This window comes from Arthrobacter sp. P4_H3 (assembly GCF_056400885.1).
Map to the genome: position 1 here is coordinate 358,719 of NZ_JBFUKK010000002.1, position 26,879 is coordinate 385,597.

Below are 26,879 nucleotides of genomic sequence, written 5' to 3' on the forward strand. Positions count from 1 at the left end.
ATGTATATCTCGGTCTCGGATCGGAACGGCGGCAAGAAGGACGCACGGCCGGCGTCGAATGATCCCAAACTGCCGCAGCACGCTTTCCGCTTGTCCCCTGTCATCCTCTGGCTGGGCATCGTCAGCATGTTCACCGACATATCCTCCGAATCGGTATCCGCTGTCCTTCCCCTTTACATCACAGGATTTCTGGGCCTGACCGCCATTGCCTTCGGGATTCTTGACGGAATCAACCAGGGGGCCAGCGCCATTGTCAGAATCGCCGCGGGGTGGGCGGCGGACCGGAGCGGGCATCCGAAACGAATTGCGCTCGCAGGCTATGGCCTGTCCATGGCGGCCAGGATTGGTTTCCTATTCGCCGGCGGTTTCTGGGCGCTGACGGCGATCGTTACCGGTGACCGTATCGGCAAGGGTATCCGCACGGCCCCGCGGGACGCCCTCATCACCGTCTCCGCCCAGCCCGAGTATCTGGCACGGCACTTCGGCGTGCACCGGATGCTGGACAATATCGGCGCCGCAACTGGCCCGTTGCTGGCGTTCTTCATTCTCATGCTGATCCCCAACGGCTACGGAACCCTCTTTGTGGTTTCGCTTGCCTTCGCGGTGATCGGAGTGGCCACGCTCGCCCTGCTGGTGCCCAACCTGAAAACGGGCAAGCCCGCTGGGACCGCGCTTGAACCGCGCCGCAGCCCTTCCTTCGTTTTCCGCTGGAGCCTGTTCCGGGAACCCGGGCTCGGCCGGCTGCTCGTTGCCTCGGGGCTCCTCGGACTGCTGACGGTGGGAGACGGATTCATCTACCTTGTCCTGCAGGCTCGTGATTCTTTCGCAGTGCAGTGGTTCCCGCTGCTGTATGTGGGCACGAACGTGGTCTTCCTCATTCTTGCGATCCCGCTGGGCCGGTTGGCCGACCGGTGGGGGAAGGCAAAAGTCTTCGTGGCGGGTCATATTGCCCTGCTGCTGTGCTACGTCCTCGCTGCCGCACCGCTGGGCGGACTGGGGCCCACGCTGGGGTGCCTGGTTCTGCTCGGTGCCTTCTACGCCGCCACCGACGGAGTTCTCGCCGCCCTGGCCAGCCAGCTCACGCCGCCGGAGAAACTGGCCACCGGGATCGGCGCCGCCCAGACCGTCGTGGCACTAAGCCGTATGGCCGCCTCGGCCGGCTTTGGTGTCCTGTGGTTTTCGCTCGGTCCGGCCACGGCCATGATGGTGGTGGGTGGCTGTCTCGCCGTCGCCGTACCTGCCTCGCTGCTGATCCTCCGGGCGGGCGTTCGCCAGAGGCAGTCGGCTTGAACCCCGCCGGAGGCAGGAAGCGCTGGATCGTCCTGTTGGCGATCACTGTACTGGTCCTCGCCGGCGCCGGTTCCTATGCCGCGGTAGCTTTCCAGCGCTTTCAGGACAGCCGTTCGGCAGCGTCCGCCGTCAGCGTGGCTTCGGGCGGCCCCCTGCCGGCCGCGTCGTTTGTGATGTTCCGCAATACGGCTCCGGGCCAGGGATACGGCATGGCCGGCGCTGTTCCCCTCGCCGCACCTTCCGGCCCGCGGTTGCTGGCGGCTGAGGCATGCGACAGGATTTACGGGACGGCACGGAACGTCATCTGCATGAAGACAAACCGGGGGCTTGTCACCAACTTCGAAGCAGTGCTGCTGAACAGGGAATGGCAGCCGACCGGACGGTGGGCAGTGCCCGGTATTCCCAGCCGTACACGCATGAGTGCCGACGGCTCCCTGGTGTCCACTACCGTGTTCGTCTCCGGCCACTCGTACGGAGCTTCGGGCTTTTCGACCGAGACTTCCATCACCCGGACTGACGGGGGGCCCGGAACCGGGAACCTGGAAGATTTCGCCCTCCTTGTCAACGGATCACAGGTGACGGCAGCAGACCGCAACATCTGGGGCGTGACCTTCGTGCCCGGAGACGCTGACGCGTTCTATGCCACGGCGGCTTCGTCAGGGCGGATCTGGCTCGTCAAGGGAAGCATATCGGCCAGGACGCTCACGGCTGTCCACGACGGCGTTGAATGCCCGTCGGTGTCTCCCGACGGAAGGCGTGTGGCGTACAAGAAGAACACCGGCACGGCGCTGGCTGCTCATTGGAAGGTCGCCATCCTGGACCTGGCCAGCGACAAGGAAACAGTCCTGGCGGAGCCGCGGAGCGTTGATGACCAGATCGAGTGGCTCGATGACGGGACACTGCTCTACGGCCTGGCCCGGGACGGCGCCGAGGGCGACAGCGACATCTGGCAGATCAAGACGGATCCGTCCGCTGTTGCCTCCCTCTACATTGAGCACGCCTGGTCGCCTGCCGTGGTCCGCTAGCCCTGCAGCCAACGGCCGGCCGCAAAACCGGGTTCACCGATCCCAACATGTTCGCCTGGTCCCAATGCACGCCCCACCGCAAACACTGCCGCTGCCAGGGCGCGGCCATGTCGGCCGGGGCACCATGGTCCGTCCGCCGGTGGACGACCGTGGGCCCCAAAGGCAGGGGCCCCTTGGCAATTAGCCAGGGGCCCCTGCACATCCTGCCCTTTCGGCGCCCCCTTTCGGCGCCGGACCCAGGGCTACTTTGGAGCGAACACGACATCCACGAAATAGTTCCTCGCATTGGTCGTCTGGTTGGGCACGGCAGTTCCTGAACCAAACCGGTAGAGCCCGTTGTTGTTCGCCCGGGCTGTGAGGGCACCGCTGGTCCAGGCCGTGGTGAAGAAGTTTTGCGTATAGGAATAGCGGCCCAGCGGCGCGTTGTAGGACACGATGTAGTCGGTACCCACCGTCAGCGCTATGGGAGTGGGCAGCGTTGCGGCCTGCCAGCCGCTGAGCGTTTCGTTCGTGAATGTCACTTTGGCCAGGCGGACACCGGACGTCGTCCAGAGGGAACCGGTGTGCGTACCGAGGTTGGTGGCGCCCTTGTAGAACCGGATGGCGGTAACGGACCCGGCAACGGATGACTTGAATGCCACGCCAAGCTCAATCGCCCGGATATCCGTTGTTGCACCCACCTGCGGCAGCAGGGACGCAAAGAGGGATTGTGTGGGTGGGGGCGCCGGCGTGAGGGTCGTGAATTGCCACGAGGTCGGAGCAAGCGCCACGCCGGCAGTCGAGACGACGTTTGCGGCGCTCGCCGTGATGACAGTAGTGGCCGGCAGCTGTTGCGCCGGTGTGAACGTCACTGTGCGGCCGTCTGCGGACAGCGCTGACACCCCGGAGAATGATGTTCCGCCGGCCGTCAGCGCGAGCGAGGCGCCCGGCTGAACGGCAGAGGACAGGGTCAGGCTGGGCTGGGCATTGAGCGCCACTGCCGTGGCATTCGGTGCCGGCGATTGTGCCGTGACGGTCAGGGGCTCCGGCGGAGGCGGAGGGGCGACAGCCGAGGTCTGGAAGACCAGGTCCACAAGATAGCTCGAGCTGGAGGAAGAGCCGGGGAAGTCTCCACTGTACGAGAATCCGCCCGAGTCCTGTGCGGTCCGCAGTGGTCCGCTCGTGAAGCCTGTGGTGAATCCGCCCGGAGTGACGGAATAGGTGCCCGTCGGTGACTTGTAGGCAGCCACATATTCAGTGTCGGCCGCTATGGCAACCGGCTGGCTGAATGTCGCAGTCTGCCAGCCGGCAGTGGACTCGGCCGTGAACGTCACCGTCGCCAGCTGCTGGCCCGTGATGCTGAACAGGCTTCCCGTGTGCGTTCCGGTGTTGCCGGCCGACTTGTAGAAGCGGATTCCGGTGACCTGCCCGTTGGTGGAGCTGGCAAACCGTACGCCGAGGGCCAGCGGGACTCCGTCCTTGACTTCCAGAACGGACGGAGTCACGGTGTCCTGGTACAGGGTGCAAGGGCAGACGCCTTCGGTCCTCGGCGGCGGGGCAGTGGTGAACGTCCACGTCCCGCCTGCGCTGAGTGGCTGGCCCGTCGTCGACGTTGCCGCCAGTGTGGCCGTGTAGGCGGTGCCGGCCGTCAGCTGCGCCGACGGCGTGAAGGTCGCCTTTCCAGCCCCCGAGTCGTAGCTCATGGCGCCCGGGACATTCGTGCCGCCGGGCCCGGCCAGTGCGAACTGTACGCTGGACGCCACTGCCGGCTTGGAGAAGGTAGCGCTGACGGTGCTGGTCAGCGGGACGCTGGACGAGCCGGCAACCGGTGCCTGGGCGACGGCGACGAACGCCGGTTCAGGGTACTGGACGACGACGTCCACCAAATAGCTCGCGGTGGAGCGGACGTTGGGGAAGTCGGCGGTGTAGGAGTAGGCGCCCGCATCCATGTTCGCCCGCAGGTTGCCGACGCTCAGGCCCGGGCCGAAGCCGTTCGCCGTCGCGGAATAGGCTCCGGTGGTGGTCTTGTAGGCCATGATGTACTCGGTGTTCGCGGACATCCCCACCGGCTGGTTGAAGTAGGCGGTCTGCCAGCCTGCGGTGCTTTCGTTGGCGAAGGTCACTGTTGCCAGTTGCTGCCCTGCGGCCGTGAACAGTGTGCCGGTATGGGTGCCGGTGTTCCCGGCGGATTTGTAGAAGCGGATGCCCGTGACGGTGCCGTCGGCCGTGCTCGAGAAACGGATGCCGAGAGTCAGCGGTACGCCGTCCCGGATCTCCTGCATTCCGGGGAGGACGGAGTCATCGAAGAAACTGCACGGGCAGGTTCCGGGTGACGGCGGTGAAACCACCGTGGTGAACGACCACGATCCTCCGCCCGTCAGTGTTCCGCCGCTGGACGCGGTGGCGCTGAGGGTTGCGGTGAACGTGGTCGCCAGGGGGAGGGCGGCGGCCGGTGTGAAGGTGACTTTCCGGGTTGTTGAGTCGTAGGCAGTGGCCCCCGCGACGGCGGTGCCGTCGGCGGCCTTAAGCGTCAGCTGCACGCTCGACGCGGTGACCGGTTTCGAGAAGACTGCTCCGACTGTGGTGGCCTGCGGGACGCTGGAGGATCCGCCCAGGGGCCATTGCCCGGCTGCCGTTAGCGGGGTGTTGTCCACGGTGTCGAAGACGGCGTCAACGAAGTAGTTGCCGTTGCCAAAGCTGGACTGCGGGAAGACATCCGGGCCACCGTAAACGCCGGCTGGCTCGCTGCCGAATCCGCCAGCCACTGTGAGCGGCGGTTCGGTGAACCCGAAGCTGGCCCACTGGTAGTCCTTGATGGCGTAGTGGCCCCTCGGAGCGGTGTAGGAAACGACATATTTTTGCCCCGCGGAAACTATCACTGGCTGGCTGAACAGGACCTTCTGCCATCCTGAGGCTGATTCCGAGGTGAATGTGGCGGTCGCCAGCCGTTGTCCGGCCGAGTTCCAGAGGGAACCGACGTGGGTGCCGGTGTTTCCGGTGCTCTTGTAGAACCGGACCCCGGTGATGAAACCGTCCACGCTCGGCGTGATCTTCATACCGAGCTCGTAGGCCCCGCCGTCCTGCGAATCGGGGACGGCCGGGACCTGCTGGCCGAAGACTGTGTAAGGGCCGCTGAGCTGCAGGTTCCGCGTGGCCGCGGCGCCGATATTGGCGCTGTCGTCCACTGCCCGCACCATGATGCTGGCCGTGTTGAGCCCCTTCTGGATGTACGTGTAGGTCCAGGTCTGCCGTCCCTGGGCCGGATGCCACGTGCCGCCGCCGTCGGTTGAGACTTCGACGCCGGCCACTATGCCGCCGGTATCGCTGGCCGTGCCGGAAACCGTCACGCTGCTGCCATGGGCAATCGTGGCTCCTGCAGCGGGGGAGGAGATGGTGGTTGCTGGCCCGGCAGCATCAGTACTGGCAGTCGCAGCGGCCAAGGCAGGATCACGCGTTCCGGGCTGGGCGCCCATGTCCGCCAGCAGATTGAGCTGTGCCTGCTGCATCCGCGGGTCTGCGGCGGCGCCGTTGCCGTCGTGCTCCTGGTCGAGGCCCCAGGTCCATTGCACGGATCCGGCGGAAAAGACCAGTGCTCCGCTGGCCGCCCGGTACAGGGTGGTGTTGTGGGTGGTCGTTCCGGGTTTCACCGTGTTACCGAAATCCTGGAGGTATTGGTCTACGGCGCCGGTGGTGGTGGACAGCCTGATCAGCCCCGCGGGCCTGAACCCGTTGTCCAGGTCCTCATTGGACTCATAGCCCACCGTATGGGGCGCCAGTTGCGCGGAACTGCCGGCGGCGAGCGACGCGAGAGGTGTATTGCGCCACAGTCGCGCCTTGCCCTCCGCAGCGTTGACCGTAACGGGCAGGTCCGAGAAGTTGGACATGTACAGGGTCCCGGTCAGCCCGTTCTCTGGCAGTCCGCCCCCGTTCGCCTGTGAGGCGAACCTGGGATCGCGCCAGGTTCCGGTCCACTCGGTGGTGGGATCAATCTTGGCGTTGGACCACGTCTCTTTGTAGGAGGTGATGGTGCGGTACCCGGCCCCGTCCACCTGGGATGGTTCGTAACGCGTGCGCCAGTACATCTCGTTGCCGGACAGGAACTGCAGGTTCACGCCGGCGTCGCGGGCGGCCTCGACATTGGCGCGCTGGGCACCGGACCAGTATTCGTCGTGGCCCACGGAGAGGAAGACCTTGTGGTTCAGCAGCTGCGCACCGTTCCGGTGGGTGTCCACACCGCTGATGTAACTGACGTCGTAGCCGTTCTTCTCCAGGAAACGCACCATCGGGTACTCGTTGCCGAAGTAGAAATCCCGCCCCGAGGATTCGCCCCTGGTGGCAAAGGGCCGGTTGTAGCTGATCTTGTACGCCCTGCCGTTGACGGCACCTTGGTAGAAATCAGCCCCGCCATAAGTGTTGTAGGCCTGCCATGTTGTGTCGGAGGTCTGGAAGACCACGTCGGAATGGCTGCCGTCGGATCGGACGATGAAGGTGATGTGGCTTTGGTCGCCGTTGTCCGGCCGGGTCAGCAGGGCGACGTAGACGCCGGAAACCGCTGTGGCCGGCACCTGCCACGTGGCCGAGACAGCCCATGTTCCGCAGTCGTAGAGTTCGGTTGCCACATCCGAGCGGCATTGGGGCTGGGATTGCCTGAAGGCCAGCGGAGTGACGTTGGCGATCTTGCGGGCACCGAGGCCTTGGTACCAGCCGGTCCGGTAGATGGCGATGGTGTAGTTGGACGCGTTGGTGTCGACCTTGAAGTCAATCGGCTGGCCGGCATTGACGCTGATCTCTGTCGCGAATCCCTGGATGTCGGAATCGCCGGCGCCGACGATGTCCCATTCCGAAGGCGGGCTTCCGGGCTTGGAGTTTTCACACGCAACAGCGTTCACGAGCGGGGCACAGGGGTCCGCCGCGAAGGCGAACGGTAAGAGTGCCGAGGGGGCCGCAACCGGCAGGAGGGCTGCCACCATGGCAATGGCCAGCAGGAAGATGACCCGCTTGAAGGCTTTCAGCGTGCGATCGGCTGAGGATACGGACATGTGAACTCCTGGAGTGAGTGCGCAGTTGCGGAATCGGGCGGTGCGCAATGCACTGCCCTGCATGCCGCCCCCCGGCGCAGCCAAACCAAGATATTCAGTTATCCTTCAAGCCGGGTTGCACTGTTAAACGCCCCTCACTGCATCATGGCCAACCCAGCTCCGCTGGATCCTGCCAAGTCGAACCGATGTGAGACCACCGGCTCGAGCAGCGTCAAGCAACCCTTAGCCGCGAGTCTAAAGGCAGGTGGCCAACGGGGGCAAGGGTTTGGCAGCTGCAAAATGCCCAAATCCGGGTTTTGTCGTTGCCACGCAGTAGATTTAGGGCAGGAACAAGCCGCTTCAGCCACTCAGGAGATCCGAAACACCTTGCACCTCAAGAGCCTGACCGTCCGCGGATTCAAGTCGTTCGCGTCAGCCACGACGTTCGACTTTGAGCCGGGCGTCACTGCAGTGGTCGGCCCGAACGGCTCCGGGAAATCAAACGTCGTGGATGCGCTGGCCTGGGTCATGGGCGAACAGGGTGCCAAGACGCTGCGCGGCGGCAAGATGGAGGACGTCATCTTCGCGGGCACGTCCGGCCGTCCGCCGCTGGGCCGCGCGCACGTGTCCCTGACAATCGACAACACAGACGGCGCACTGCCGATTGAATACAGCGAAGTGACCATCTCCCGGACGCTTTTCCGCACCGGCGGATCCGAATACGCCATCAACGGTGCCGGCTGCCGCCTCCTGGACATCCAGGAGCTCCTGTCCGATTCCGGCCTGGGCAGGGAGATGCACGTCATCGTGGGGCAGGGCCAGCTGGACAAGGTCCTGCACGCCACGCCGGAAGACCGGCGCGGCTTCATCGAGGAGGCAGCAGGCATCCTCAAGCACCGCCGGCGCAAGGAAAAGACGGTCCGGAAGCTGGAGGCGATGCAGGCAAACCTGCAGCGGCTGAGCGACCTCACCAGCGAAATCCGCCGTCAGCTGACCCCGCTCGGCAAACAGGCCGAAGTGGCGCGCCGGGCCCAAACCGTCCAGTTCGACGTACGGGACGCCCGGGCGCGGCTCCTCGCGGACGACCTCGTGCAGTTGCAGTCCACCCTGGCCCAGGACGTGGCCGATGAGTCTGCCCTGAAGGCGCGCAGGGCAGTTGTCGGGCAGGGCCTGGAGACCGGACGCCAGCGGCAGGCGCACCTGGAACAACTTGCGGCCGAAGCCACACCAAAGCTCAACGCTGCCCGGGACACGTGGTACCAGCTCTCGGCGGGTCGGGAGAGGCTGCGCTCCCTCGGGTCTCTTGCCGAGGAGCGGCGCCGGTTGCTTGGTGCCGCGGACGATGTTCCGGACTCCGGGCGGGACCCGGAGCAGCTCGACCGGAACGCGGCGCGGGTCCGCGAAGAACAGCGGGCGCTGGAAGACGGCATCCTGGAAAAACGCACTGCACTGGAGGCCGCCACTGCAGCCAAGCAGGATGCCGAAAGTGCCGCCAGCGCCGAGGACAAAAGACTGGCCGCGGTCCTCCGCGCTGCAGCGGACCGCCGCGAAGGGCTGGCAAAACTGGCAGGCCAGGTGGGCGCCGCCCGCTCGCGTGTTGAGTCCGCGCAGGCGGAACTTGGCAGGCTCCGGGAATCCCAGGCTGCGGGCGACGAGCGCCGCCGCCGCGCCCAGAGCGAGTTCACTGCGCTGGAATCGCAAGTGGCGGGCGTCGAGGACGGCGAGGAAACACTTGACGCCGATTACGAGGACGCCAGCGCTGTCCTGGACTCAATCCTGGCGGACATCGATGAGCTGAAATCCGCCGAGCGTGAGGGCGAACGCGAACGGGACGCCCTCGTGGCACGGCGGGATGCGCTGCAGCTGGGACTCAGCCGTAAGGATGGTTCGGGCCGCGTCGCCGATTCGGGATTGCCCGGCATCGTGGGGCCCCTTGCGTCGATGCTCGCCGTTGAGGCCGGCTTTGAAGCGGCAATCGCCGCTGCCCTGGGAAATTCCTCTGACGCCGTCGTCGTCCGGGACGCCGGCACCGCCGTCGACGCCCTGCAGCTGCTAAAGGACGACGACGCCGGCCTTGCCTCGCTGCTGCTGGCAGCCCCTGACGGATGCGCCGCGGAAGTGTCCGCAGGGACACCCGCGCCTGGTCCACAGCCCCTTGCCGGCGGTGCCCGTTGGGCCGCGGACCTGGTCACGGCCTCGGAACCGCCGCTGGGAAGCCTCGTGCGCACGCTGCTGGCCGGAACAGCTGTTGTTGAGGACCTCGCATCTGCGTCGGAGCTCATCCAGGCGCAACCAGGGCTGACTGTGGTGACTCGTGCGGGTGACGCCTTCACTGCTTTTACTGTCCGGGGCGGTTCGGCGAATGCGCCGTCGCTGCTGGAAGTGCAGGCCGCCGTCGACGACGCTGAAGCAAGGCTCGCCAGTGTCAGCGCGGACCTTGAACGGAACCGGTTTGCTTTGGCCTCCGCACAGGCACGCCGGGCAGAAGCCCAGGAGCGCGCGGACACCGCCTTGGACCGGCTCCACGAATCGGATGCCAGGCTCGCTGCCGTGGCCGAACGGCTGGGCCACTTGAACTCAGTGCTGCGAAGCGCAGTGGGCGAGAGCGAACGGCTTGGCACGTCGCTGGCCAAGGCCGAGGCGAACATCGTTGCCGAGCAGGAGGCTCTGCAGGCCGCGGCCGCGCGCCTGGAAGCAGCCCGGGAGGCCCCTGAGGATGAGGAGCCCTCGCCGGAACTCCGCGACGAACTGGCGGTGGCGGCGTCGGCGGCGAGGTCGGCCGAGATGGAGGCCAGGCTTTCCCTGCGGAGTGCCGAGGAACAGCTGACGGCCACCCGCAACCGGGTCCTGTCCCTTGAACGGGCAGCGGTGGCCGAGCGCCGCGCACGTGAAGAGGCCGCTCAGCGCGCCCGCCGCCGGCGGCTCCAGGCCGGCAGGGCGGCGGCTGTTTCGGCCGCTGTGGAGCAGGTCATCGCCTTTATGGACGTCTCCGTGGATCTTGCCCTGCGCGCGCGGGATCTCGCAGAGGAAGAACGGGAGCACAGGGACCGCGAACTCGTGGAGGTCCGGTCGCAGAACGACGCCCTCAGCCGGGAGCTCGCGGATCTGACGGACTCGGTGCACCGCGATGAGCTGGCCCGCACCCAACAGCGGCTGCGGATCGAGGCCCTCGAACTGCGCTCGGTCGAGGAACTCGGCCTGTCGCCGGACCAGTTGGTGGCGGACTACGGACCTGACCAGCCGGTGCCCGTGCCCGCGGCGGAAACCGGTGACAAGTGGGCGGCACTCCGCGCACCCGTGGACGACGACGGAAAGCCGGTCCGGGAAGGCAAACCGTTCGTCCGCGAAGAGCAGGAAAAACGGCTCCGGAAAGCAGAGCGGGACCTGTCCTCCCTGGGGCGGGTCAATCCGCTGGCGCTCGAGGAATTCGCCGCCTTGGAGGAACGGCACCAATTCCTCAGCACCCAGCTCGAAGACCTTAAATCCAGCCGCAAGGACCTGCTGGACATCATCAAGGAAGTGGATGACCGGGTGCAGAAGGTGTTCGCCGAAGCGTTCGCCGACACCTCGGCGCAGTTTGTCCGCGTTTTCGCCCGGCTCTTCCCCGGCGGCGAAGGCAGGCTCGTCCTGACCGACCCCTCCGACATGCTGACCACCGGAATTGAGGTGGAGGCACGGCCGGCGGGCAAGAAGATCAAGCGACTCTCCCTGCTGTCCGGCGGCGAGCGTTCGCTGACGGCAGTTGCCCTGCTCGTTGCCATCTTCAAGGCGAGGCCATCGCCGTTCTACGTGATGGACGAGGTCGAGGCCGCCCTGGACGACACCAACCTGGGCCGGCTCATCACCATTTTCGAGGAACTCCGCGAGTCCAGCCAGCTGATTGTCATCACGCATCAGAAGCGGACCATGGAAGTTGCTGATGCGCTCTACGGGGTCACCATGCGGGGCGACGGTGTCTCAACGGTCATCAGCCAGCGCCTCGGAGCCGAAGTCTAGCCCGCATTCGGCCCGGCGCTGACGTCCGGCTGAGGCTCCGGCAGCGTCCGCTGTGATTGTGAGAAGCTAGGGGAGTGAATGACATCCTCCCCATTATTCTTGCCATCCTCGCTGCCCTGGTGGTCATTGGCGGGCTGATCCCGGTCTTCATGAAGACCCGCCGGAACATCACCAAGTACCCGGGGGCCCGCGACGCCAACGATCCCGTCGAACCCGTGCGCAGCGCGGGCGGAACGCTGGTGGAGGACCGCCCGGCGGTGACGCCTGAACGCAAGGCGCCTGACGCCGTCGACCTCGAAGACCTGGAAACGGCCGAGGTCCCCGACGACGCGGCAGGACTTGAAGTCATTGCGGTGGAGACGCCGCTTCCGGTGGCGGGACGCCTCACCCGGCTCCGCGAACGCCTGGTCAAGTCCAACAACATCCTCGGCAAGGGCCTGCTGGCGCTCCTGTCCAGCGACAGGATTGACGAAGACGTCTGGGACGAAGTCGAAGAAACCCTCCTGCTCGCCGATCTTGGCACCGAACCGACCATGCAGTTGGTCGATGCCCTCCGGGAGCGCGTCAAGGTGCTGGGAACACGGACCCCCGAGCAGGTCAAAGCCCTGCTTCGCGAAGAACTGATCAAGCTCGTGGACCCGACCATGGACCGCAGCCTCCGCACGGAGCGTCACGCCGACACTCCCTCCGTCATGATGGTGGTTGGCGTGAACGGCGTCGGCAAGACCACGACCGTGGGCAAGCTCGCCCGCGTCCTTGTGGCCGAGGACAAGGACGTCCTGCTGGGCGCAGCGGACACCTTCCGTGCGGCCGCCGCAGAACAGCTCGCCACATGGGGCCAGCGGGTGGGCGTGCCCACCGTCAAGTCCGACGTGGACGGCGCCGATCCCGCGTCTGTTGCCTATGAAGCGGTCAAGGCGGGCATCGACCAGGAGGTCGATGTTGTGATGATCGATACCGCCGGCAGGCTCCAGAACAAAGTCGGCCTCATGGACGAACTCAGCAAGGTCAAGCGTGTCATCGAGAAGCTGGCTGAGGTGGACGAGGTCCTGCTGGTGCTGGACGCCACTACCGGACAAAACGGCCTGAACCAGGCCCGGGTGTTCTCCGAGGTGGTCAACATCACCGGCATTGTCCTCACCAAGCTGGACGGCACGGCCAAGGGTGGCATCGTGGTGGCCATCCAGAAGTCGCTCGGCGTCCCGGTCAAGCTGATCGGTCTGGGTGAAGGCGCGGACGACCTTGCCCCGTTCGAAGTCGAGAGCTTTGTGGACGCGCTGCTGAACTAGTTCGTTGACGCGCCGCTCAGCGCGGTTCGCTGGAACGTCTCACGTGCGAACAGCCAGCCGGCGGCAGCGACGATCAGCACTCCGCCGGTGACGCCGAACGCCCAGCCGTAGCCGAGCCGGTCGGCGAGGAGCCCGGCGAGAACCGGGCCGATGATGGCGCCGGCGTCGGACATCATTTGGAAGACGGCCAGCACGCGGCCGCCGGAACGGCCATTGCCGATCACATCGGCAATGGCGGCCTGCTGGGCAGGTCCCAGCACGCCCGAACCAATTCCTGCGACGGCGGAGGCGGCCAGGAACCAGGGCATGTCGTGGGTCAGCCCGATGCCCGCTGTCGCCACTCCGGTGAGGACCAGCCCGGCTATCATCATGGGCTTCCGGCCGAGGCTGTCCGCGAGTTTCCCCGAGACCGTGAGCGCTGCGGCGTTGCCGCCGGCGAAGACGGCCAGGGCCCACCCCGCCGCCGCGGGTCCGGCACCCAGTGCCGCAACAGCGAAAAGCGGAACAGTGGCCATGCGGACACCGAAGGTTGCCCAGCCGTTGGCGAAGCTGGAGAAAAGGCCTGCCCGGTAGGCGCTGTCATGCAGAGCCTCACCCAGGCTCATCGCCTGCCCCAGTCCGCCGTCCTTGCGTGATTTACCGGGGACGTGGCTGAGCTGGGTCTGCACCACAAGCGCAGCCAGGACCAGCGCAGCCGCATACGCCAGGAACGGAATGCGAAGACCGAAGCCGGCAAGGAGCCCGCCCACAATGGGTCCGCAGACGTTGCCGATCAGGAAAGCGGAAGCGTACGCGCCGGAAACCCGGCCGCGGCTCTCCGGCGGCGCAAGCCGCACCACCAGGGCCATTGAAGCCACCGTGAACATCACCGAACCCGCGCCGCCGAGGCCGCGGAAAATGAGCAGCTGCCAATAGTCCTGGGCGAACGCGCACGCCGCGGTTGAGGCCGCCACGATCAGCAGTCCGGCCACATAGACGGGCCGTTCGCCCAGCCTCACGATCAGGGCACCGCCGGCTGGTGCGAACAGCAGCCGCATGAACGCAAAAATGCTTACAATCACGGCGGCGGCAGTGGCCCCGACGTCGAACGTGGTGGCGAACTGGGGCAACACCGGCGCCACGAGTCCGAAACCGAGCGCAATCAGGAACGCTGCGGCGAGCATCACCTTGATGTCACGCGGCAACCTGGTGGTAGCGGGCTGCGCCGCACCATCCGTAGGGCCGGTCTTTGCCCTGTTCCGGCGCGGCACGGCCTTGGCGGGGCGGAAACGGTCGGTCATGGGGCCGGTGTCCTTGCTGGGTGCTGTGGAGGGGCGGTTTGTGACTGCTGAAACATAACCGTAACAAGGAAGAGATGCACCATTTACTTCCGGGAGATTCTTGTAACAACCCGGACATCTAATTCCCTCGCCGGCGAAACACAGCCCGACGAAACTCTAATGAGAACGCAAACGGCGTTGGGACAGGCGGACAAGTCCGCACAATAAAGCAAGAGAGGACGTAGACCATGGAACTCACCGCAGGTCTCGTTTGGCTCCTGGTCGCTTCAGCACTCGTGTTGTTCATGACCCCGGGCCTGGCATTCTTCTACGGCGGCATGACTCGCGCCAAATCGGCTCTGAACATGATGATGATGAGCTTCGTCGCCATTGGAACCGTCGGCATCATGTGGGTCCTGTGGGGCGCCTCCATGGCTACGAGCAACGAAGACAATTTCTTCCAGATCTTCGCAAACCCATTCAGCCACTTCGGGCTGCACAACTTCCCCGACCCCGCGGATCTGCTCAAGGTAGGCTATGCCGCCACCTTCGCCATCATCACCGTGGCCCTGATCTCCGGGGCGGTCGCCGACCGCGCAAAGTTCTCGGCCTGGGTTATCTTCACCCCCATCTGGGCCACACTCGTTTACGCGCCGATGGCCTTCATGGTCTGGGGCGGCGGGCTCTTCTCCAAGGACGGCTGGTTCGGCCAGACGTTCGCTCCGGTGATCGACTTCGCCGGCGGCACCGTGGTCCACATCAACGCCGGCGTGGCCGGCCTGATCCTGGTACTGATCATTGGCAATCGCAAGGGCTTCGGCAAGGACCCGAACCACCGCCCGCACAACATCCCGTTCGTTATGCTGGGCGCCGCAATCCTTTGGTTCGGCTGGTTCGGCTTCAACGCCGGTGCCGCTGCCACTGTTGAGCAGGCCGGTCTGATCTGGATCAACACCCTCGCCGCCCCCGCGGCCGCAATGCTCGGATGGCTGGCCGTGGAGCGCTTCCGCGATGGTCACCCGACGTCACTCGGTGCCGCGTCGGGTGTCGTAGCAGGCCTGGTGGCCATCACCCCGGCCTGTGCCAATGTTTCCCCGATCGGTGCCATCGCCCTCGGCGTAGTCGCAGGTGTTGCTTCCGCACTGGCAGTCGGGCTGAAGTTCAAGCTCGGCTACGATGACTCCCTTGACGTCGTCGGCGTCCACCTGGTCTCCGGCGTCGTAGGCACTGTAGCCATCGGCTTCCTCGCAACCCCGACCCAGGGCCAGGCAGGTCTCTTCTACGGCGGAGGAACCAGCCAGCTCGTTGCCCAGGTTCTGGCGGCACTCATGTCAATCATCTTCACCGCGGTCATGACCGCCATCATCGCCTTCCCGATCCACAAGACCATGGGCTTCCGCGTCTCCCAGGAGCAGGAAGTTGTGGGTGTGGACCTCAGCCTGCACGCAGAAACCGCCTACGAATTCGGCGTCGGCGGCCACGGCGGGAGCTTCCAGCCGCTGCATGAACTGATCACCGGCAGGCAGGGCGACGAGCCGGCTCCGGTCTCGGAAGACGGCAAGAAGACTGACGCAGCATCAGGCAAGGAAAGTGTGGGGGCATGAAACTGATCACAGCAATCGTCCGGCCGGAAAAGCTCGACTCCATCCGGGAGGGGCTCGAATCCTATGGTGTGCAGGGCCTTACGGTCAGCGCCGCCAGCGGATACGGCAGGCAGCGCGGATACACGGAGGTGTACCGCGGGGCTGAGTACAACGTGGACCTGCTTCCCAAGATCCGCGTCGAGGTACTGGCCACGGACGAACAGGCGGACGACATCCTGGATGTCATCATCGCCAGCTCCAACACAGGGCGTGCCGGAGACGGCAAGGTCTGGACGGTGGATGTTTTTGAAGCTGTAAGGGTACGCACGGGAGAACGCGGCTCGGCCGCCATCTAGCACGCGGCAAGCCCAAGCCTTTCGGCAAAGAACGGGCCCGGCACCTGAAAAGGAGCCGGGCCCGCTTTTGTTGCGGAAGGCCTACACCGGCCAGTTTTCCGGTCCTGAGGTTCCGGCGGCATATTCCTCCAGCGGAACACTGCCGCGGCCCCATGCCTTGATCACCGGCTCAACGATCCGCCAGCAGTCCTCGGCGGTGTCCGCCCGCACCGAAAGCAGCGGATCGCCGGTGAGGACGCCCTCGAGCACCTCACCGTAGGGGAGCAGCTCGGACGCGCTGAGCTCGGCGTTGAGGGTGGTCCGGTCAAGGCTGAGGACGTTGCCGGGGCCGTTCACGTCGACGTCGAACTGCAGGGTGTCCGGCCCGAACCCGATCCTGAGCTGATTCGGCGAATCGACGCCGGTGAAACCCTTGGGCAGATGGGGCACCGGCTTGAAGGTGACCACGGCTTCCTTGCGTTTTGCCCCGAGCGCCTTGCCTGAACGGAGAATGAAGGGGACGCCCTGCCAGCGCCAGTTGTCGATGTCCACCCGCACCCCGGCCAGGGTCTCGGTGTTCCTGGACGCGTCCACGCCTTTTTCCTTGGCGTAGTCCGGCACCTCCCGCCCGTCAATGGATCCTGCCGTGTACCGGGCGCGGCGGGTGCTTGAGCGGTAGGGCGCCTTGATGCTGCTGGCGCGCAGGAGGGTGGCCACCGCATCCCGGAGATCGCGCTCGCCAATGGAGGCGGGTGGCTCAATGGCCATCAGGGCCATGATCTGGAGAAGGTGGCTCTGGATCATGTCCCGGAGCGCGCCGGCGGCGTCGTAGTAGCGGGCGCGGCCTTCCAAGGCCAGGTCCTCATCAAAGATGACCTCCACCTTTTCGATGTAGTCCCGGTTCCAGACCGGTTCAAGGAAGGTGTTCGCGAAGCGGAGGCCCAGGATGTTGAGCACCGTCGCTTTGCCCAGGAAGTGGTCCACCCGGTGGATGTGGTCCTCCGGGACCAGCGCCGCCAGGGTCTCATTGAGATGGCGGGCGGAATCCTCGCTGGACCCGAACGGCTTTTCCATCACGAGCCTCGTGCCCGCTGGAACGTCCCCGGGGGCCAGCACTTCGCACGCCTTCTGGCTGACGTGGGGCGGAAGCGCGAAGTAGACAGCCACCGGAGCCTCAAGGCCGGACAACAGGGCGGCGAGCTCCCCGCCCGCCGTCACGTCCAGCTGGTGGTAAGCGGTTGTTCCGGCGATTCGCTTGAGCTCCCGCTTGCCCGCAGCGTCTGCCTGCGAGTTCGAATCGGCGAAGGACGACTCCACACGCTCAAGCCACTGTTCCGGCGTCCACGGATCCGAGCCGGCCCCCACGAGCGCGAGCCCGGCCGCCCGCCCTTTGGCGGCCAACCGGGCTAGTCCCGGCAGCAGCAGCCTGCCGGTGAGGTCCCCGGACGCACCAAGGATGAGCAGGGTTTTTACAGTTGTTTGGCTGGCCATCCTGCCAGCATGCCATCTTGAAGGGCTGTCTTGGTACCCTAGATAGTCGAGTCCCGTTGTCGAGGCAGTTGGTCCAGGCCAACAACAGTCACGACTCTGGCGAGCCGCACCGGCCGCCAGCTGTAGATCCACTGAAAGAAGTGCACGGCGCGTGTTCAATTCACTCTCTGACCGGTTGACAGCAACCTTCAAGAATCTCCGTGGCAAGGGCCGCCTCACCGAGGCGGACGTTGATGCCACCGTCCGCGAGATCCGGCGGGCCCTGCTGGACGCTGACGTTGCCGTGTCCGTGGTGCGGGAATTCACGGGACGGGTGCGTGAACGTGCCCTCGGTGCCGAGGTTTCCGGTGCATTGAACCCCAGCCAGCAGATCGTCAAGATCGTCAACGAGGAACTGGTTGAGATCCTGGGCGGCGAAACCCGGCGCATCCGCCTGGCCAAGACCGGCCCCACCGTCATCATGCTGGCCGGCCTCCAGGGCGCCGGCAAGACCACCCTCGCCGGCAAGCTCTCCAAATGGCTGAAGTCCCAGGGCCACAGCCCCATCCTGGTTGCCTGCGACCTTCAGCGGCCGAACGCCGTCACCCAGCTCCAGGTGGTGGGTAAGCGTGCCGGGGTTCCGGTTTTCGCCCCCCACCCGGGCGCCACCTCCACCGAGCTGGATCACCCAGCCGGCGACCCCGTCGCGGTCGCCCGCGCCGGCGTCGAAGAAGCGCGCCAGAAGCTGCACGACGTCGTCATCGTGGACACTGCGGGACGGCTCGGCGTGGACGCCGAAATGATGGAGCAGGCACGCCAGATCCGCCGGGCCATTGTCCCGAACGAAGTGCTCTTCGTCATCGACTCCATGATCGGCCAGGACGCCGTCAACACGGCGCTCGCCTTTGATGAGGGTGTCAACTTCACCGGCATCGTGCTTTCCAAGCTCGACGGCGACGCCCGCGGCGGTGCCGCCCTTTCCGTCGCGTCGGTCACCGGCAAGCCCGTCATGTTCGCCTCGACCGGCGAAGGCGTGGACGACTTTGAGCTGTTCCACCCGGACCGCATGGCGTCCCGCATCCTCGACATGGGTGACGTCCTCACCCTGATCGAACAGGCCGAAAAGTCGTGGGACAAGGACGAAGCCGCCCGGATGGCGAAGAAATTCGCCGACCAGGAGGACTTCACGCTCGACGACTTCCTGGCCCAGATGCAGCAGATCCGCAACATGGGCTCCATGAAGAAAATGCTCATGATGATGCCGGGCGCGCAGAACATCCGACAGCAGCTTGAGCAGTTCGACGAACGCGAAATCGACCGGGTGGAAGCGATCGTCCGCTCGATGACCCCGCACGAGCGCGTTGCCCCCAAGATCATCAACGGTTCACGCCGGGCACGCATCGCCAAGGGCTCGGGTATGCACGTCTCGGACGTCAACGGCCTGCTGGAGCGGTTTGCCCAGGCGCAGAAGATGATGAAGAAGATGGCAGCTGGCGGCGGGATGCCCGGAATGCCCGGAATGCCGGGCATGGGCAGCGGCGGAGGTGCCCGCAAGGGTGTCAAGAGCGCGCCCAAGAAGAAGGCCAAGTCCGGGAACCCGGCCAAGGCGGCCCAGGAACTCCGCGACGCCGAGGCCCGGCGCGCGAATGCCGGGAAGGCACTTCCCAGCGGCGCCGCGTTCGGCCAGCAGGGAGCGGACTTTGATCCGTCACAGCTCAACCTGCCCAAGGGCTTCGACAAGTTCCTCGGCGGGAGCAAGTAGTTCCTGGCGGCGAAGTCACCCGTACGGGCAACTCCGGTGTCTGCTGGCCGGAATGTCCGGCGATTGCCATAGGGTTGGTCCATGTTTAAGCAGCGCGTAGTGTTCGTCCACGGCTCGGGGGCCTTCGGGTCCGCCGCGTGGCCCAAGCAGCACGGCATGGCCTTGGCCTACGACGCTCTGTTCCTTCGCCGCCATGGCTTTGACACTGCCGCGGAACCCCTCGAATCGGACTTCCAAGCCGACGCCGACATTGTCCTGGGTGCTTTGGCTGACGAGGGCCGGGGCGCTGCCGGCGGGCATGTTGTGGCGCATTCCCAAGGTGCCATTGCGGCCATGATGGCGGCCGTCGAACAACCGGCCCTGGTGCATTCACTCACCCTCGTGGAGCCCGCCTGCCTGTCCCTGACTGCCGAACTGCCGGCCACCGCCGCACACCGTGCCCTCATGCAGCCGCTGTTTGATGTGCGGCACCAGCTCGCAGACGATGACTTCCAGCGGGAGTTCGTCCGGCGGGCGTTCTCCGTGCACAGCGACAACCCGGCGACGCCGGAGGCGCGGAGCGCCGCCCGCCGGCTCCGGCTGCAGGCACCTCCGTGGGAGGCTCCGCTTCAGATCGTGCCGGGAGTCCCCACCCTGGTGCTCACCGGAGGCTGGGAACCGCTTTATGAGGAAATCGCCGGCTACCTGCGCGAAACCGGTGCCCTGCACCGCGTTGCCGCGGGCGGACACCGGCCTCAGGACTCGGTGGAGGGCGACCGGGTCATCCGGTCGTTCATCGCAGAGGTCAGCCGGCGTCAGCACTCACAGGCGTCTTAGCGGTTCCTTCACCGGCAGTGCTGCGCGCGCCCGGCCCCTTCGGGTCGGGAAGGCTAAGCTCCGGCAGGTAGACCTTGCCGCCCGCGGCAAGGAATTCGTTGCTCTTCTCGCGCATGCCGGCAGCCATCTCGGCGAGGGCCGTCTGGGCCTCGGCTGAACCGTATTCGTCCCTGATGTCCTGGCTGATGCGCATCGAGCAGAACTTGGGACCGCACATCGAACAGAAATGAGCAGTCTTCGCCGGCTCGGCAGGCAACGTCTCGTCATGAAACGCTTCCGCGGTGACCGGGTCCAGCGACAGGGCAAACTGGTCCCGCCAGCGGAATTCGAACCGGGCCTTGGACAGCGCGTCGTCACGTTCATGCGCGCCGGGGTGGCCCTTGGCGAGGTCGGCCGCATGGGCGGCGATCTTGTAGGTGATCACGCCGGTCTTGACATCGTCCTTGTTCGGAAGCCCGAGGTGCTCCTTGGGTGTGACATAGCAGAGCATTGCCGTGCCGTAGCGGGCGATTTCCGTGGCGCCGATGGCGGAGGTGATGTGGTCGTAGCCCGGGGCTATGTCCGTAACCAGGGGCCCGAGGGTATAGAACGGGGCGCCCTTGCACAGTTCCTGCTGGCGTTCCACGTTCTCGCGGACCAGGTGGAACGGCACGTGGCCGGGGCCCTCCACCATCACCTGCACGTCGAACTCCCAAGCGCGCTGCGTCAGCTCGGCCAGGGTGTCCAGTTCGGCGAACTGGGCGGCGTCGTTCGCGTCCGCCGTCGCACCCGGCCGCAGTCCGTCGCCCAGCGAGAACGCGACGTCGTACTTGGCGAAAATTTCGCACAGCTCGTCGAAGTGGGTGTACAGGAAGTTTTCCTGGTGATGCGCCAGGCACCACCCCGCCATGATGGCGCCGCCCCGGGACACGATTCCGGTGACCCGCTTGACCGTGAGCGGAACATAGCGGAGCAGCACGCCGGCGTGGATGGTCATGTAGTCCACGCCCTGTTCGCACTGCTCGATCACGGTGTCCCGGAAGATCTCCCAGGTGAGGGCGTTGGCCTCGCCGTTGACCTTCTCCAGGGCCTGGTAGATCGGTACCGTGCCGATCGGGACCGGGGAGTTGCGGATGAGCCATTCCCGGGTGGTGTGGATGTCGTCGCCGGTGGAGAGGTCCATCACCGTGTCGGCGCCCCACTGAGTGGCCCACTGCAGTTTGTCCACTTCCTCGGCAATGGAGCTGGTAACCGCCGAGTTGCCGATGTTGGCATTGATCTTCACAAGGAAGGCCTTGCCGATGATCATCGGTTCGGATTCCGGGTGGTTGATGTTGTTGGGGATGATGGCGCGTCCGGCAGCCACTTCGCTGCGGACCAGCTCCACATCGCAGTTCTCGCGGAGGGCAACGAACTGCATCTCGGGCGTCACCACACCCTGCCGTGCGTAATGCATCTGTGTGACAGTCTTGCCCTCGACGGCGCGGCGGGGCACCGGCTGCGCGCCCTTCCACTCTGCGGACGCGGCGCCGCGGCGCACTGCCGACTTGCCGTCGTCGAGCAGGTTCCGTTCCCGGCCGCTGTAGGGCTCGGTGTCGGACCGCGATTCGATCCACCGGGTCCTGAACGGTTCCAGGCCCACCACGGGATCGCTTCCGGGCCCCGCTGTCCGGTACACCCGGAACGGGGGGTTGGCGGCGCCGCCCGGAGAGTCCTCCAAGGCAATTTCGGTCACCGGCACCTTGATCCCGGTGGCCTCGTCGGCGATGAACGCCAACGAATGGGACTTCAGGGACTGCGTTTCAATCGTGCCCGGCTTGCCGGAATCGGCGTCGTTTTGGGCAGGGATCAGCTGTGTTTCTTGTGTATTCACGGAATACTCACTTCCTTCGCCGGCATTACCCGGACAGGTTCAACGGTCGCAGGCCGCGTCAGCCCGATCTCAGCCCCTGCAAGGGCACCCGTGTGGTCGTAAACGAAGCTACCACAGGGCCGGGCGGTGCCCTTGTCACATGGCGCTCAAGTCCGGCGGCGGCAGCCCGCCGGACTAGGCTTGAACCATGGCTGGCATTATCGAATTCAGCGGGACCGTGCTCACCGCCCCGGACCAGGAACGGCATGGCCTTTGGGCTGTCGACGGCAGGCTGACGTTCAAGCGGCCGGCCGTTCCCGCTGATGTTGTGCTGGACGGCTGGGTCCTGCCGGGCCTGGTGGATGCGCACTGCCACATCGGGCTCGGACCCGCCGGTGACGTTACCGAGTCCCTGGCCGAAGAGCAGGCCATGACGGACCGGAACGCCGGCGCCCTGCTGGTCCGCGACGCCGGCGCCGTGCACGACACCCGCTGGCTCCAGCACCGCCCCGAACTGCCCAGGATCATCAGGGCCGGCCGGCATGTTGCCAGGAAGAGCCGCTACCTGCGGGGATTCGCCGTCGAGGTTGAACCGGACAGCCTGGTCGAGGCAGTGCGGAAGCAGGCACTCGCGGGCGACGGCTGGGTCAAGCTGGTGGGGGACTGGATCGACCGGGGCGCCGGCGACCTAGCGCCGTCGTTCCCCGCCGCCGTGGTGCGGGACGCTGTCCGCGCCGCCCACGATGAAGGCGCCAGGGTGACCGCGCACTGTTTCGCCGAGGACACGCTGGATGACATGCTCGACGCCGGCATCGACTGCATCGAACACGGAACAGGCCTTCTCCCGCGGCATCTGCCCCGGTTCGTGGAACAGCGCGTCCCGATTGTTCCCACGCTCATCAATATTGCGACCTTTCCCGAAATCGCTGACCGGGCCGACGCGAAGTTCCCGCGCTACGCGGCGCACATGCGGGCGCTGTGGCAGGGGCGGAACGAGCGGATCCTGGAAGCCTACGAAGCGGGCGTGCCGATCTACGCCGGGACCGATGCGGGCAGTGTCATCGGCCACGGACGGATCGTGGACGAGATCCACGCGCTGCATGCTGCCGGCCTGCCGCCGGAAGCGGCGCTGGACGCGGCGTCATGGGCAGCGCGGGAATGGCTGGGGGCTGACGGCATCGCGGAAGGCGCCAGTGCCGACGTCGTGCTGTGCGCACAGGACCCGCGGATCAGTCCGGCGACGCTGCGGGATCTCAAACACATCGTTCTTCGGGGCACTCAGCTCCGCTAGGAATAAATTGAAGCTTCAAGTAATTTAACTCTATGTAATCGTCGCCGGACGCCGGTGGCGGAGTTTCGTGAGTTTGGAGTTGCCATGACCGCAGAATCCAGCAGCAAGGACCTGCTGCCCGCAGATCTCGCCATGGGCACGGTGATGCTCAAGGTGGGGAACATGAAGCTGATGACGGACTATTACCAGCGGGCGCTCGGGCTGGAGCCGGTGGCCGAGCAGGACGGCGGCATGTACCTTGGCCGGCGCGGAAGGCCCTTGGTCCACCTCGCGCCGGCCCCCGGACTGAACTTTCCCGCCCGGGGTGAGGCCGGACTGTTCCATACGGCGCTGTTGTTCGAGGACCGGGCGTCGCTCGCGGCCACGGTGGCCTCCGCAGCCCGGTACGAACCGGGTCTGTTCACGGGCAGCGCGGACCACCTCGTCAGCGAGGCCTTCTACTTCAGCGACCCGGAGGGCAACGGCATCGAGCTCTACTGGGACCGCCCGCGTGAGGCCTGGGCCTGGGAGGGCAGCAACGTGGTCATGGACAGCCTTGCCCTGCCGCCGCAGAGGTTCCTGCAGGAACACCTGACCGAGGAGGCGGTGAGCGGTCAGCGGGAGACGCGGGCCGGCGTCGGGCACGTCCACCTCCAAGTCGGCGATGTGCGATCAGCGCACGACTTCTATGTGGGCACGCTTGGTTTCGAGAAAACTGCAGGATGGCACGGGCAGGCCCTGTTCGTCTCGGCCGGCGGCTATCACCACCACATGGCCATGAACGTCTGGAACAGCAGGGGCGCAGGGCCGCGGCAGGACACGCTGGGCCTGGGTGAAGTCCTGATCGAAGTTCCCGAGGGGGACGACGTCGGCGCGCTCGCTGACCGTTTGCGGGTGGCCGGCGTCCAGTCCCACCACACGGGGGCGGAGCTGCGGTTCGAGGATCCGTGGCGCAACCGGATCCGCGTCGCGGTCCGCTAAGGGTGCGCTGACCAGCAAGTCCATCTGGGTTAGGCTGAATCCGGAAGGCCCCGGGCAGCCGCAAAGCTGCTCGTCAGGACCATCACACCGCCGACGGAATGAGGATGATTTCCATGGGTTTCACCGAAATCTTTGTTTCCACCCACGATGAGGCGCTCAAGCGCGCGGGGGTACTCGACGGCGGGGGGCCTGCGGCTCCGGAGGCGCTACGGATTCCGGACATCAGCGATTTTGAAATTGAACAGCTCGGCGACCTGGCTGGCACAGCGGTGCACGCGGCGGGCGCGGACTACGAACTGGCCATGGTGGATGTGGCCAGCGATTCACTGCTGGGCGTGCCGGAGGCCATGGTCCGCGCGCTGGCGGAACTCCTCAGCTATGAGACCGAGGGCGAGGGCAACATCCTGGAGGATGTGGCGGCCAGATGGGCGGCGGAGGAGGACATGCCCTTCGGGTCCGAGGAGGCCCTCGGCTATGTCCAGAGGCTTGCCCAGCTTGCCGGCAGCGTGGACCCCAATGCCCGAACCGGGCTGTACGTCTGGTCGTCCTGACCGGGCCGCTGCGTGTCAAGTCGAAATCCCGGCGTTGATCTGGCACAATGAACAGGTACTCGATCTGCGTGGCCCCTCTCTCCGCGTCCGGATCCTGTCCTTATAGAACCCCCTAGTACGGCCCGCCCCACGGGTGCAGAACGCCGGGCTCGACCCCGTTTCAGAAACAGGAGTGACCACAAAAGTGGCCGTAAAGATTCGCCTTAAGCGCTTCGGTAAGATGCGCGCACCGTACTACCGCATCGTCGTCATGGACGCACGCTCCAAGCGTGATGGCCGTGCCATCGAAGAAATCGGCAAGTACCACCCGACCGAAGAGCCCTCGTACATCGAGGTCGACACGGACCGTGCCCAGTACTGGCTCGGCGTCGGCGCACAGCCGTCCGAGCAGGTCGCCGCGATCCTCAAGATCACCGGTGACTGGCAGAAGTTCAAGGGTCTCCCCGGCCAGGAGGGCACCTTGAAGACCAAGGCTCCCAAGGCTGCCTTCGTTACGCCGGAAAAGGGTTCCGTGATCATCCCTGAAGCCATCACCAAGAAGGCCAAGAAGGACGACGCCGCCGAGGCCCCCGCCGACGCAGCAGCAGAGACCACCGAGGCTGAGTAAATTGCTGGCAGAAGCGCTCGAACACCTAGTCCGCGGGATCGTTGACAGTCCTGAGGACGTCAAGGTCAGTGCGAAGAACAACCGCCGCGGGGACACCCTCGAGGTGCGCGTTCATCAGGACGACCTCGGACGGGTGATCGGTCGTCAGGGCCGCACGGCACGCGCATTGCGCACCGTCGTGGCGGCGCTGGCCGGCGGCGAACAGGTCAGGGTCGACGTCGTCGACACAGACCGCCGCCGGTAAACGCCCCGCAATATTTGTCTCAAGTCCGGCCCCTTCACCAGATCATGGTGGAGGGGCCGGACTGTTTTCAGCAAGACCCGGCGCGGCAGTAGGCGCGCACAGTAGAACCCGAACAGAACGACTCCCGGAACAGAGGAACAGATGCAGCTTCAGGTGGCACGAATCGGCAAACCGCACGGCATCCGCGGTGAAGTGACCGTCCAGGTCCTGACCGACGCGCCGGAGGACCGCTTCATTCCAGGCACGGAATTCGTGGTTGAGCCCGCATCCGTGGGAACGCTGACCGTGGACAGCGCCCGCTGGAACAAGGACATCCTGCTGCTGGGTTTTGAAGGCATCGAGACCCGCAACCAGGCCGAAGCCCTGCGCGGCGCGAAACTGTTCATCGAGACCGAAGAGCTTGATGAGGATGACGACGAGGGCTGGTATGAGCACGAGCTCGTCGGCCTCGACGTCCGGGTGGGCGACGCCGTTGTGGGCAAGGTTTCCGGGCTGCACACCCTTCCGGTCCAGGACCTCATCGTCGTGGAAGCAACCGACGGCAAAGAGATCCTGATTCCTTTCGTCGAAGAGATCGTGCCCGAGGTCAACGTCGGCGAAAAGTACATCCTGGTCACCCCGCCGCCCGGGCTCTTCGACATCAACGCTGATGAGTCCGGCGAAATGACGGAGGCCGGCGACGCCGGATCGGGCAAGACCGAGGCCGGAGACAACGCGTAAATGAGGATCGATGTCGTCAGCATCTTCCCCGAGTACCTTGCGCCCCTGGAACTTTCCCTGATCGGGAAGGCGCGCCAGGACGGCCTGCTGGACCTTAACGTCCACGACCTCCGGGAGTTCACCACGGACAAGCACCGGACGGTGGACGACACCCCGTACGGCGGCGGCGCCGGCATGGTGATGAAGGCTGAACCGTGGGCACAGGCGCTGGCCTCGGTGGCCGCGGCCGGGGACCCCGACCCCTCCCGCAAGCCGGTGCTGATCGTCCCGTCACCCGCGGGCGAACGGTTCACCCAGGCGCTGGCACACGAGCTCGCGGAGGAAGAACAGCTGGTTTTCGCCTGCGGCCGGTACGAGGGCATCGACGAGCGGGTCATCGAGTGGGCGGATGAGCACTTCACTGTCCGGCCCATGAGCCTGGGGGACTACGTCCTTAACGGCGGCGAAGTGGCGGTCCTGGCCATGACCGAGGCCATCGTGCGGCTTCTTCCCGGTGTTGTCGGCAACCCGGAGTCCCTGGTCGAGGAATCCCACTCTGACGGTCTCCTGGAATACCCTGTGTACACCAAGCCCTCCAGCTGGCGGGACCGCGAGGTTCCGCCCGTGTTGTTGAGCGGCAACCACGGCAAAATTGCCCAGTGGAGGCGCCACGAGCAGTACCGGCGCACCGCCGAAAGGCGGCCGGACCTGCTCGAGGTGTTCGACGCCGGAAAGCTGCCGCGCGCGGACCGCACCGCGCTCGGGGACCTCGGGTACGACGTCGTCGACGGCCGCCTGCGGCTCCGCCCGGAGGCAGGCGGAGAGGGCACTGCCGCCCAAGGCTGACGTCCGGCGGAGCAACCGCCGCCACAAG

General features: G+C 65.8%; 19 protein-coding genes and 1 riboswitch. Of the genes, 15 read left to right on the forward strand and 4 right to left on the reverse strand.

What is annotated here, in order from left to right; genetic code table 11:
- Positions 1-1,290 carry an MFS transporter gene (locus AC1DRE_RS04990; RefSeq protein ID WP_476983583.1) on the forward strand — a complete coding sequence of 430 codons (1,290 nt, stop codon included), beginning with the start codon at positions 1-3 and terminating at the stop codon, positions 1,288-1,290.
- The gene (locus AC1DRE_RS04995; RefSeq protein WP_476983584.1) at positions 1,287-2,315 is read left to right on the forward strand and encodes a TolB family protein; all 1,029 of its coding nucleotides are present in this window, start codon (positions 1,287-1,289) and stop codon (positions 2,313-2,315) included. Before AC1DRE_RS04990 ends, AC1DRE_RS04995 begins: the two co-directional genes overlap by 4 nt.
- 242 nt (positions 2,316-2,557) lie before the next feature.
- Here AC1DRE_RS04995 and AC1DRE_RS05000 read toward each other — a convergent pair whose 3' ends face one another.
- Complete coding sequence (locus AC1DRE_RS05000) at positions 2,558-7,333, reverse strand: DUF4082 domain-containing protein (RefSeq protein ID WP_476983585.1); 4,776 nt, start codon at positions 7,331-7,333, stop codon at positions 2,558-2,560.
- Positions 7,334-7,699: 366 nt separating this feature from the next.
- On the opposite strand from AC1DRE_RS05000, the gene smc reads away from it, so the two are divergent.
- Both smc and ftsY read left to right on the forward strand, forming a co-directional pair.
- On the forward strand, positions 7,700-11,308 hold the full coding sequence (smc, locus tag AC1DRE_RS05005; RefSeq protein WP_476983586.1) for a chromosome segregation protein SMC: 3,609 nt from the start codon (positions 7,700-7,702) through the stop codon (positions 11,306-11,308).
- Between the two features lie 74 nt (positions 11,309-11,382).
- A complete protein-coding gene (ftsY, locus tag AC1DRE_RS05010; RefSeq protein WP_476983587.1) occupies positions 11,383-12,597 on the forward strand; it encodes a signal recognition particle-docking protein FtsY in 1,215 nt (404 codons plus the stop codon).
- Here ftsY and AC1DRE_RS05015 read toward each other — a convergent pair.
- Complete coding sequence (locus AC1DRE_RS05015; protein ID WP_476983624.1) at positions 12,594-13,760, reverse strand: MFS transporter; 1,167 nt, start codon at positions 13,758-13,760, stop codon at positions 12,594-12,596. The genes ftsY and AC1DRE_RS05015 overlap by 4 nt on opposite strands.
- 344 nt (positions 13,761-14,104) lie before the next feature.
- On the opposite strand from AC1DRE_RS05015, the gene AC1DRE_RS05020 reads away from it, so the two are divergent.
- A complete protein-coding gene (locus tag AC1DRE_RS05020; RefSeq protein WP_476983588.1) occupies positions 14,105-15,460 on the forward strand; it encodes an ammonium transporter in 1,356 nt (451 codons plus the stop codon).
- The gene (locus AC1DRE_RS05025) at positions 15,457-15,795 is read left to right on the forward strand and encodes a P-II family nitrogen regulator (RefSeq protein ID WP_011692333.1); all 339 of its coding nucleotides are present in this window, start codon (positions 15,457-15,459) and stop codon (positions 15,793-15,795) included. Before AC1DRE_RS05020 ends, AC1DRE_RS05025 begins: the two co-directional genes overlap by 4 nt.
- A gap of 81 nt (positions 15,796-15,876) precedes the next feature.
- Here AC1DRE_RS05025 and AC1DRE_RS05030 read toward each other — a convergent pair whose 3' ends face one another.
- Entirely contained in the window at positions 15,877-17,265 is a 1,389-nt protein-coding gene (locus AC1DRE_RS05030; protein ID WP_476983589.1) for a glucose-6-phosphate dehydrogenase, read from the reverse strand.
- Between the two features lie 151 nt (positions 17,266-17,416).
- Between AC1DRE_RS05030 and ffh the strand changes: the two genes are divergently transcribed.
- Positions 17,417-19,006: a signal recognition particle protein gene (gene ffh, locus AC1DRE_RS05035; RefSeq protein WP_476983590.1), complete on the forward strand. Its 1,590-nt coding sequence runs from the start codon at positions 17,417-17,419 to the stop codon at positions 19,004-19,006.
- Between the two features lie 81 nt (positions 19,007-19,087).
- The gene (locus AC1DRE_RS05040) at positions 19,088-19,822 is read left to right on the forward strand and encodes an alpha/beta fold hydrolase (RefSeq protein ID WP_476983591.1); all 735 of its coding nucleotides are present in this window, start codon (positions 19,088-19,090) and stop codon (positions 19,820-19,822) included.
- Here the strand turns inward: AC1DRE_RS05040 and thiC are convergent.
- Positions 19,791-21,674: a phosphomethylpyrimidine synthase ThiC gene (thiC, locus tag AC1DRE_RS05045; protein ID WP_476983592.1), complete on the reverse strand. Its 1,884-nt coding sequence runs from the start codon at positions 21,672-21,674 to the stop codon at positions 19,791-19,793. The two genes, AC1DRE_RS05040 and thiC, sit on opposite strands and share 32 nt — an antisense overlap.
- A riboswitch (TPP riboswitch) is annotated at positions 21,669-21,776 on the reverse strand. It overlaps the preceding gene by 6 nt.
- A gap of 85 nt (positions 21,777-21,861) precedes the next feature.
- Between thiC and AC1DRE_RS05050 the strand changes: the two genes are divergently transcribed.
- From AC1DRE_RS05050 to trmD, 7 genes are all read left to right on the forward strand, one after another.
- On the forward strand, positions 21,862-22,944 hold the full coding sequence (locus AC1DRE_RS05050; protein ID WP_476983593.1) for an amidohydrolase family protein: 1,083 nt from the start codon (positions 21,862-21,864) through the stop codon (positions 22,942-22,944).
- Between the two features lie 84 nt (positions 22,945-23,028).
- Positions 23,029-23,904 carry a VOC family protein gene (locus tag AC1DRE_RS05055; RefSeq protein WP_476983594.1) on the forward strand — a complete coding sequence of 292 codons (876 nt, stop codon included), beginning with the start codon at positions 23,029-23,031 and terminating at the stop codon, positions 23,902-23,904.
- A gap of 113 nt (positions 23,905-24,017) precedes the next feature.
- Complete coding sequence (locus tag AC1DRE_RS05060; RefSeq protein ID WP_476983595.1) at positions 24,018-24,455, forward strand: hypothetical protein; 438 nt, start codon at positions 24,018-24,020, stop codon at positions 24,453-24,455.
- A 184-nt stretch (positions 24,456-24,639) separates the two neighbouring features.
- Positions 24,640-25,062, forward strand: a complete 423-nt coding sequence (gene rpsP, locus AC1DRE_RS05065) for a 30S ribosomal protein S16 (RefSeq protein WP_104175432.1) — start codon at positions 24,640-24,642, stop codon at positions 25,060-25,062.
- 1 nt (position 25,063) lies between these two features.
- Positions 25,064-25,306 carry an RNA-binding protein gene (locus AC1DRE_RS05070; protein ID WP_011692324.1) on the forward strand — a complete coding sequence of 81 codons (243 nt, stop codon included), beginning with the start codon at positions 25,064-25,066 and terminating at the stop codon, positions 25,304-25,306.
- A 141-nt stretch (positions 25,307-25,447) separates the two neighbouring features.
- Complete coding sequence (rimM, locus tag AC1DRE_RS05075) at positions 25,448-26,026, forward strand: ribosome maturation factor RimM (RefSeq protein ID WP_476983596.1); 579 nt, start codon at positions 25,448-25,450, stop codon at positions 26,024-26,026.
- Entirely contained in the window at positions 26,027-26,851 is an 825-nt protein-coding gene (gene trmD / locus AC1DRE_RS05080; protein ID WP_476983597.1) for a tRNA (guanosine(37)-N1)-methyltransferase TrmD, read from the forward strand. It abuts the gene before it with no gap.
- Positions 26,852-26,879 lie beyond the last annotated feature (28 nt).

Coding starts and splice junctions, on each gene's coding strand:
- AC1DRE_RS05025 (WP_011692333.1), top strand. CDS start 15,457: ATGAAACTGATCACAGCAATCGTCCGGCCGGAAAAGCTCGACTCCATC.
- AC1DRE_RS05050 (WP_476983593.1), top strand. CDS start 21,862: ATGGCTGGCATTATCGAATTCAGCGGGACCGTGCTCACCGCCCCGGAC.
- AC1DRE_RS05000 (WP_476983585.1), bottom strand. CDS start 7,333: ATGTCCGTATCCTCAGCCGATCGCACGCTGAAAGCCTTCAAGCGGGTC.
- AC1DRE_RS05015 (WP_476983624.1), bottom strand. CDS start 13,760: ATGCTCGCCGCAGCGTTCCTGATTGCGCTCGGTTTCGGACTCGTGGCG.
- AC1DRE_RS04990 (WP_476983583.1), top strand. CDS start 1: ATGTATATCTCGGTCTCGGATCGGAACGGCGGCAAGAAGGACGCACGG.
- rimM (WP_476983596.1), top strand. CDS start 25,448: ATGCAGCTTCAGGTGGCACGAATCGGCAAACCGCACGGCATCCGCGGT.
- AC1DRE_RS05055 (WP_476983594.1), top strand. CDS start 23,029: ATGACCGCAGAATCCAGCAGCAAGGACCTGCTGCCCGCAGATCTCGCC.
- AC1DRE_RS05040 (WP_476983591.1), top strand. CDS start 19,088: ATGTTTAAGCAGCGCGTAGTGTTCGTCCACGGCTCGGGGGCCTTCGGG.
- AC1DRE_RS05030 (WP_476983589.1), bottom strand. CDS start 17,265: ATGGCCAGCCAAACAACTGTAAAAACCCTGCTCATCCTTGGTGCGTCC.
- AC1DRE_RS05020 (WP_476983588.1), top strand. CDS start 14,105: ATGGAACTCACCGCAGGTCTCGTTTGGCTCCTGGTCGCTTCAGCACTC.
- trmD (WP_476983597.1), top strand. CDS start 26,027: ATGAGGATCGATGTCGTCAGCATCTTCCCCGAGTACCTTGCGCCCCTG.
- AC1DRE_RS05060 (WP_476983595.1), top strand. CDS start 24,018: ATGGGTTTCACCGAAATCTTTGTTTCCACCCACGATGAGGCGCTCAAG.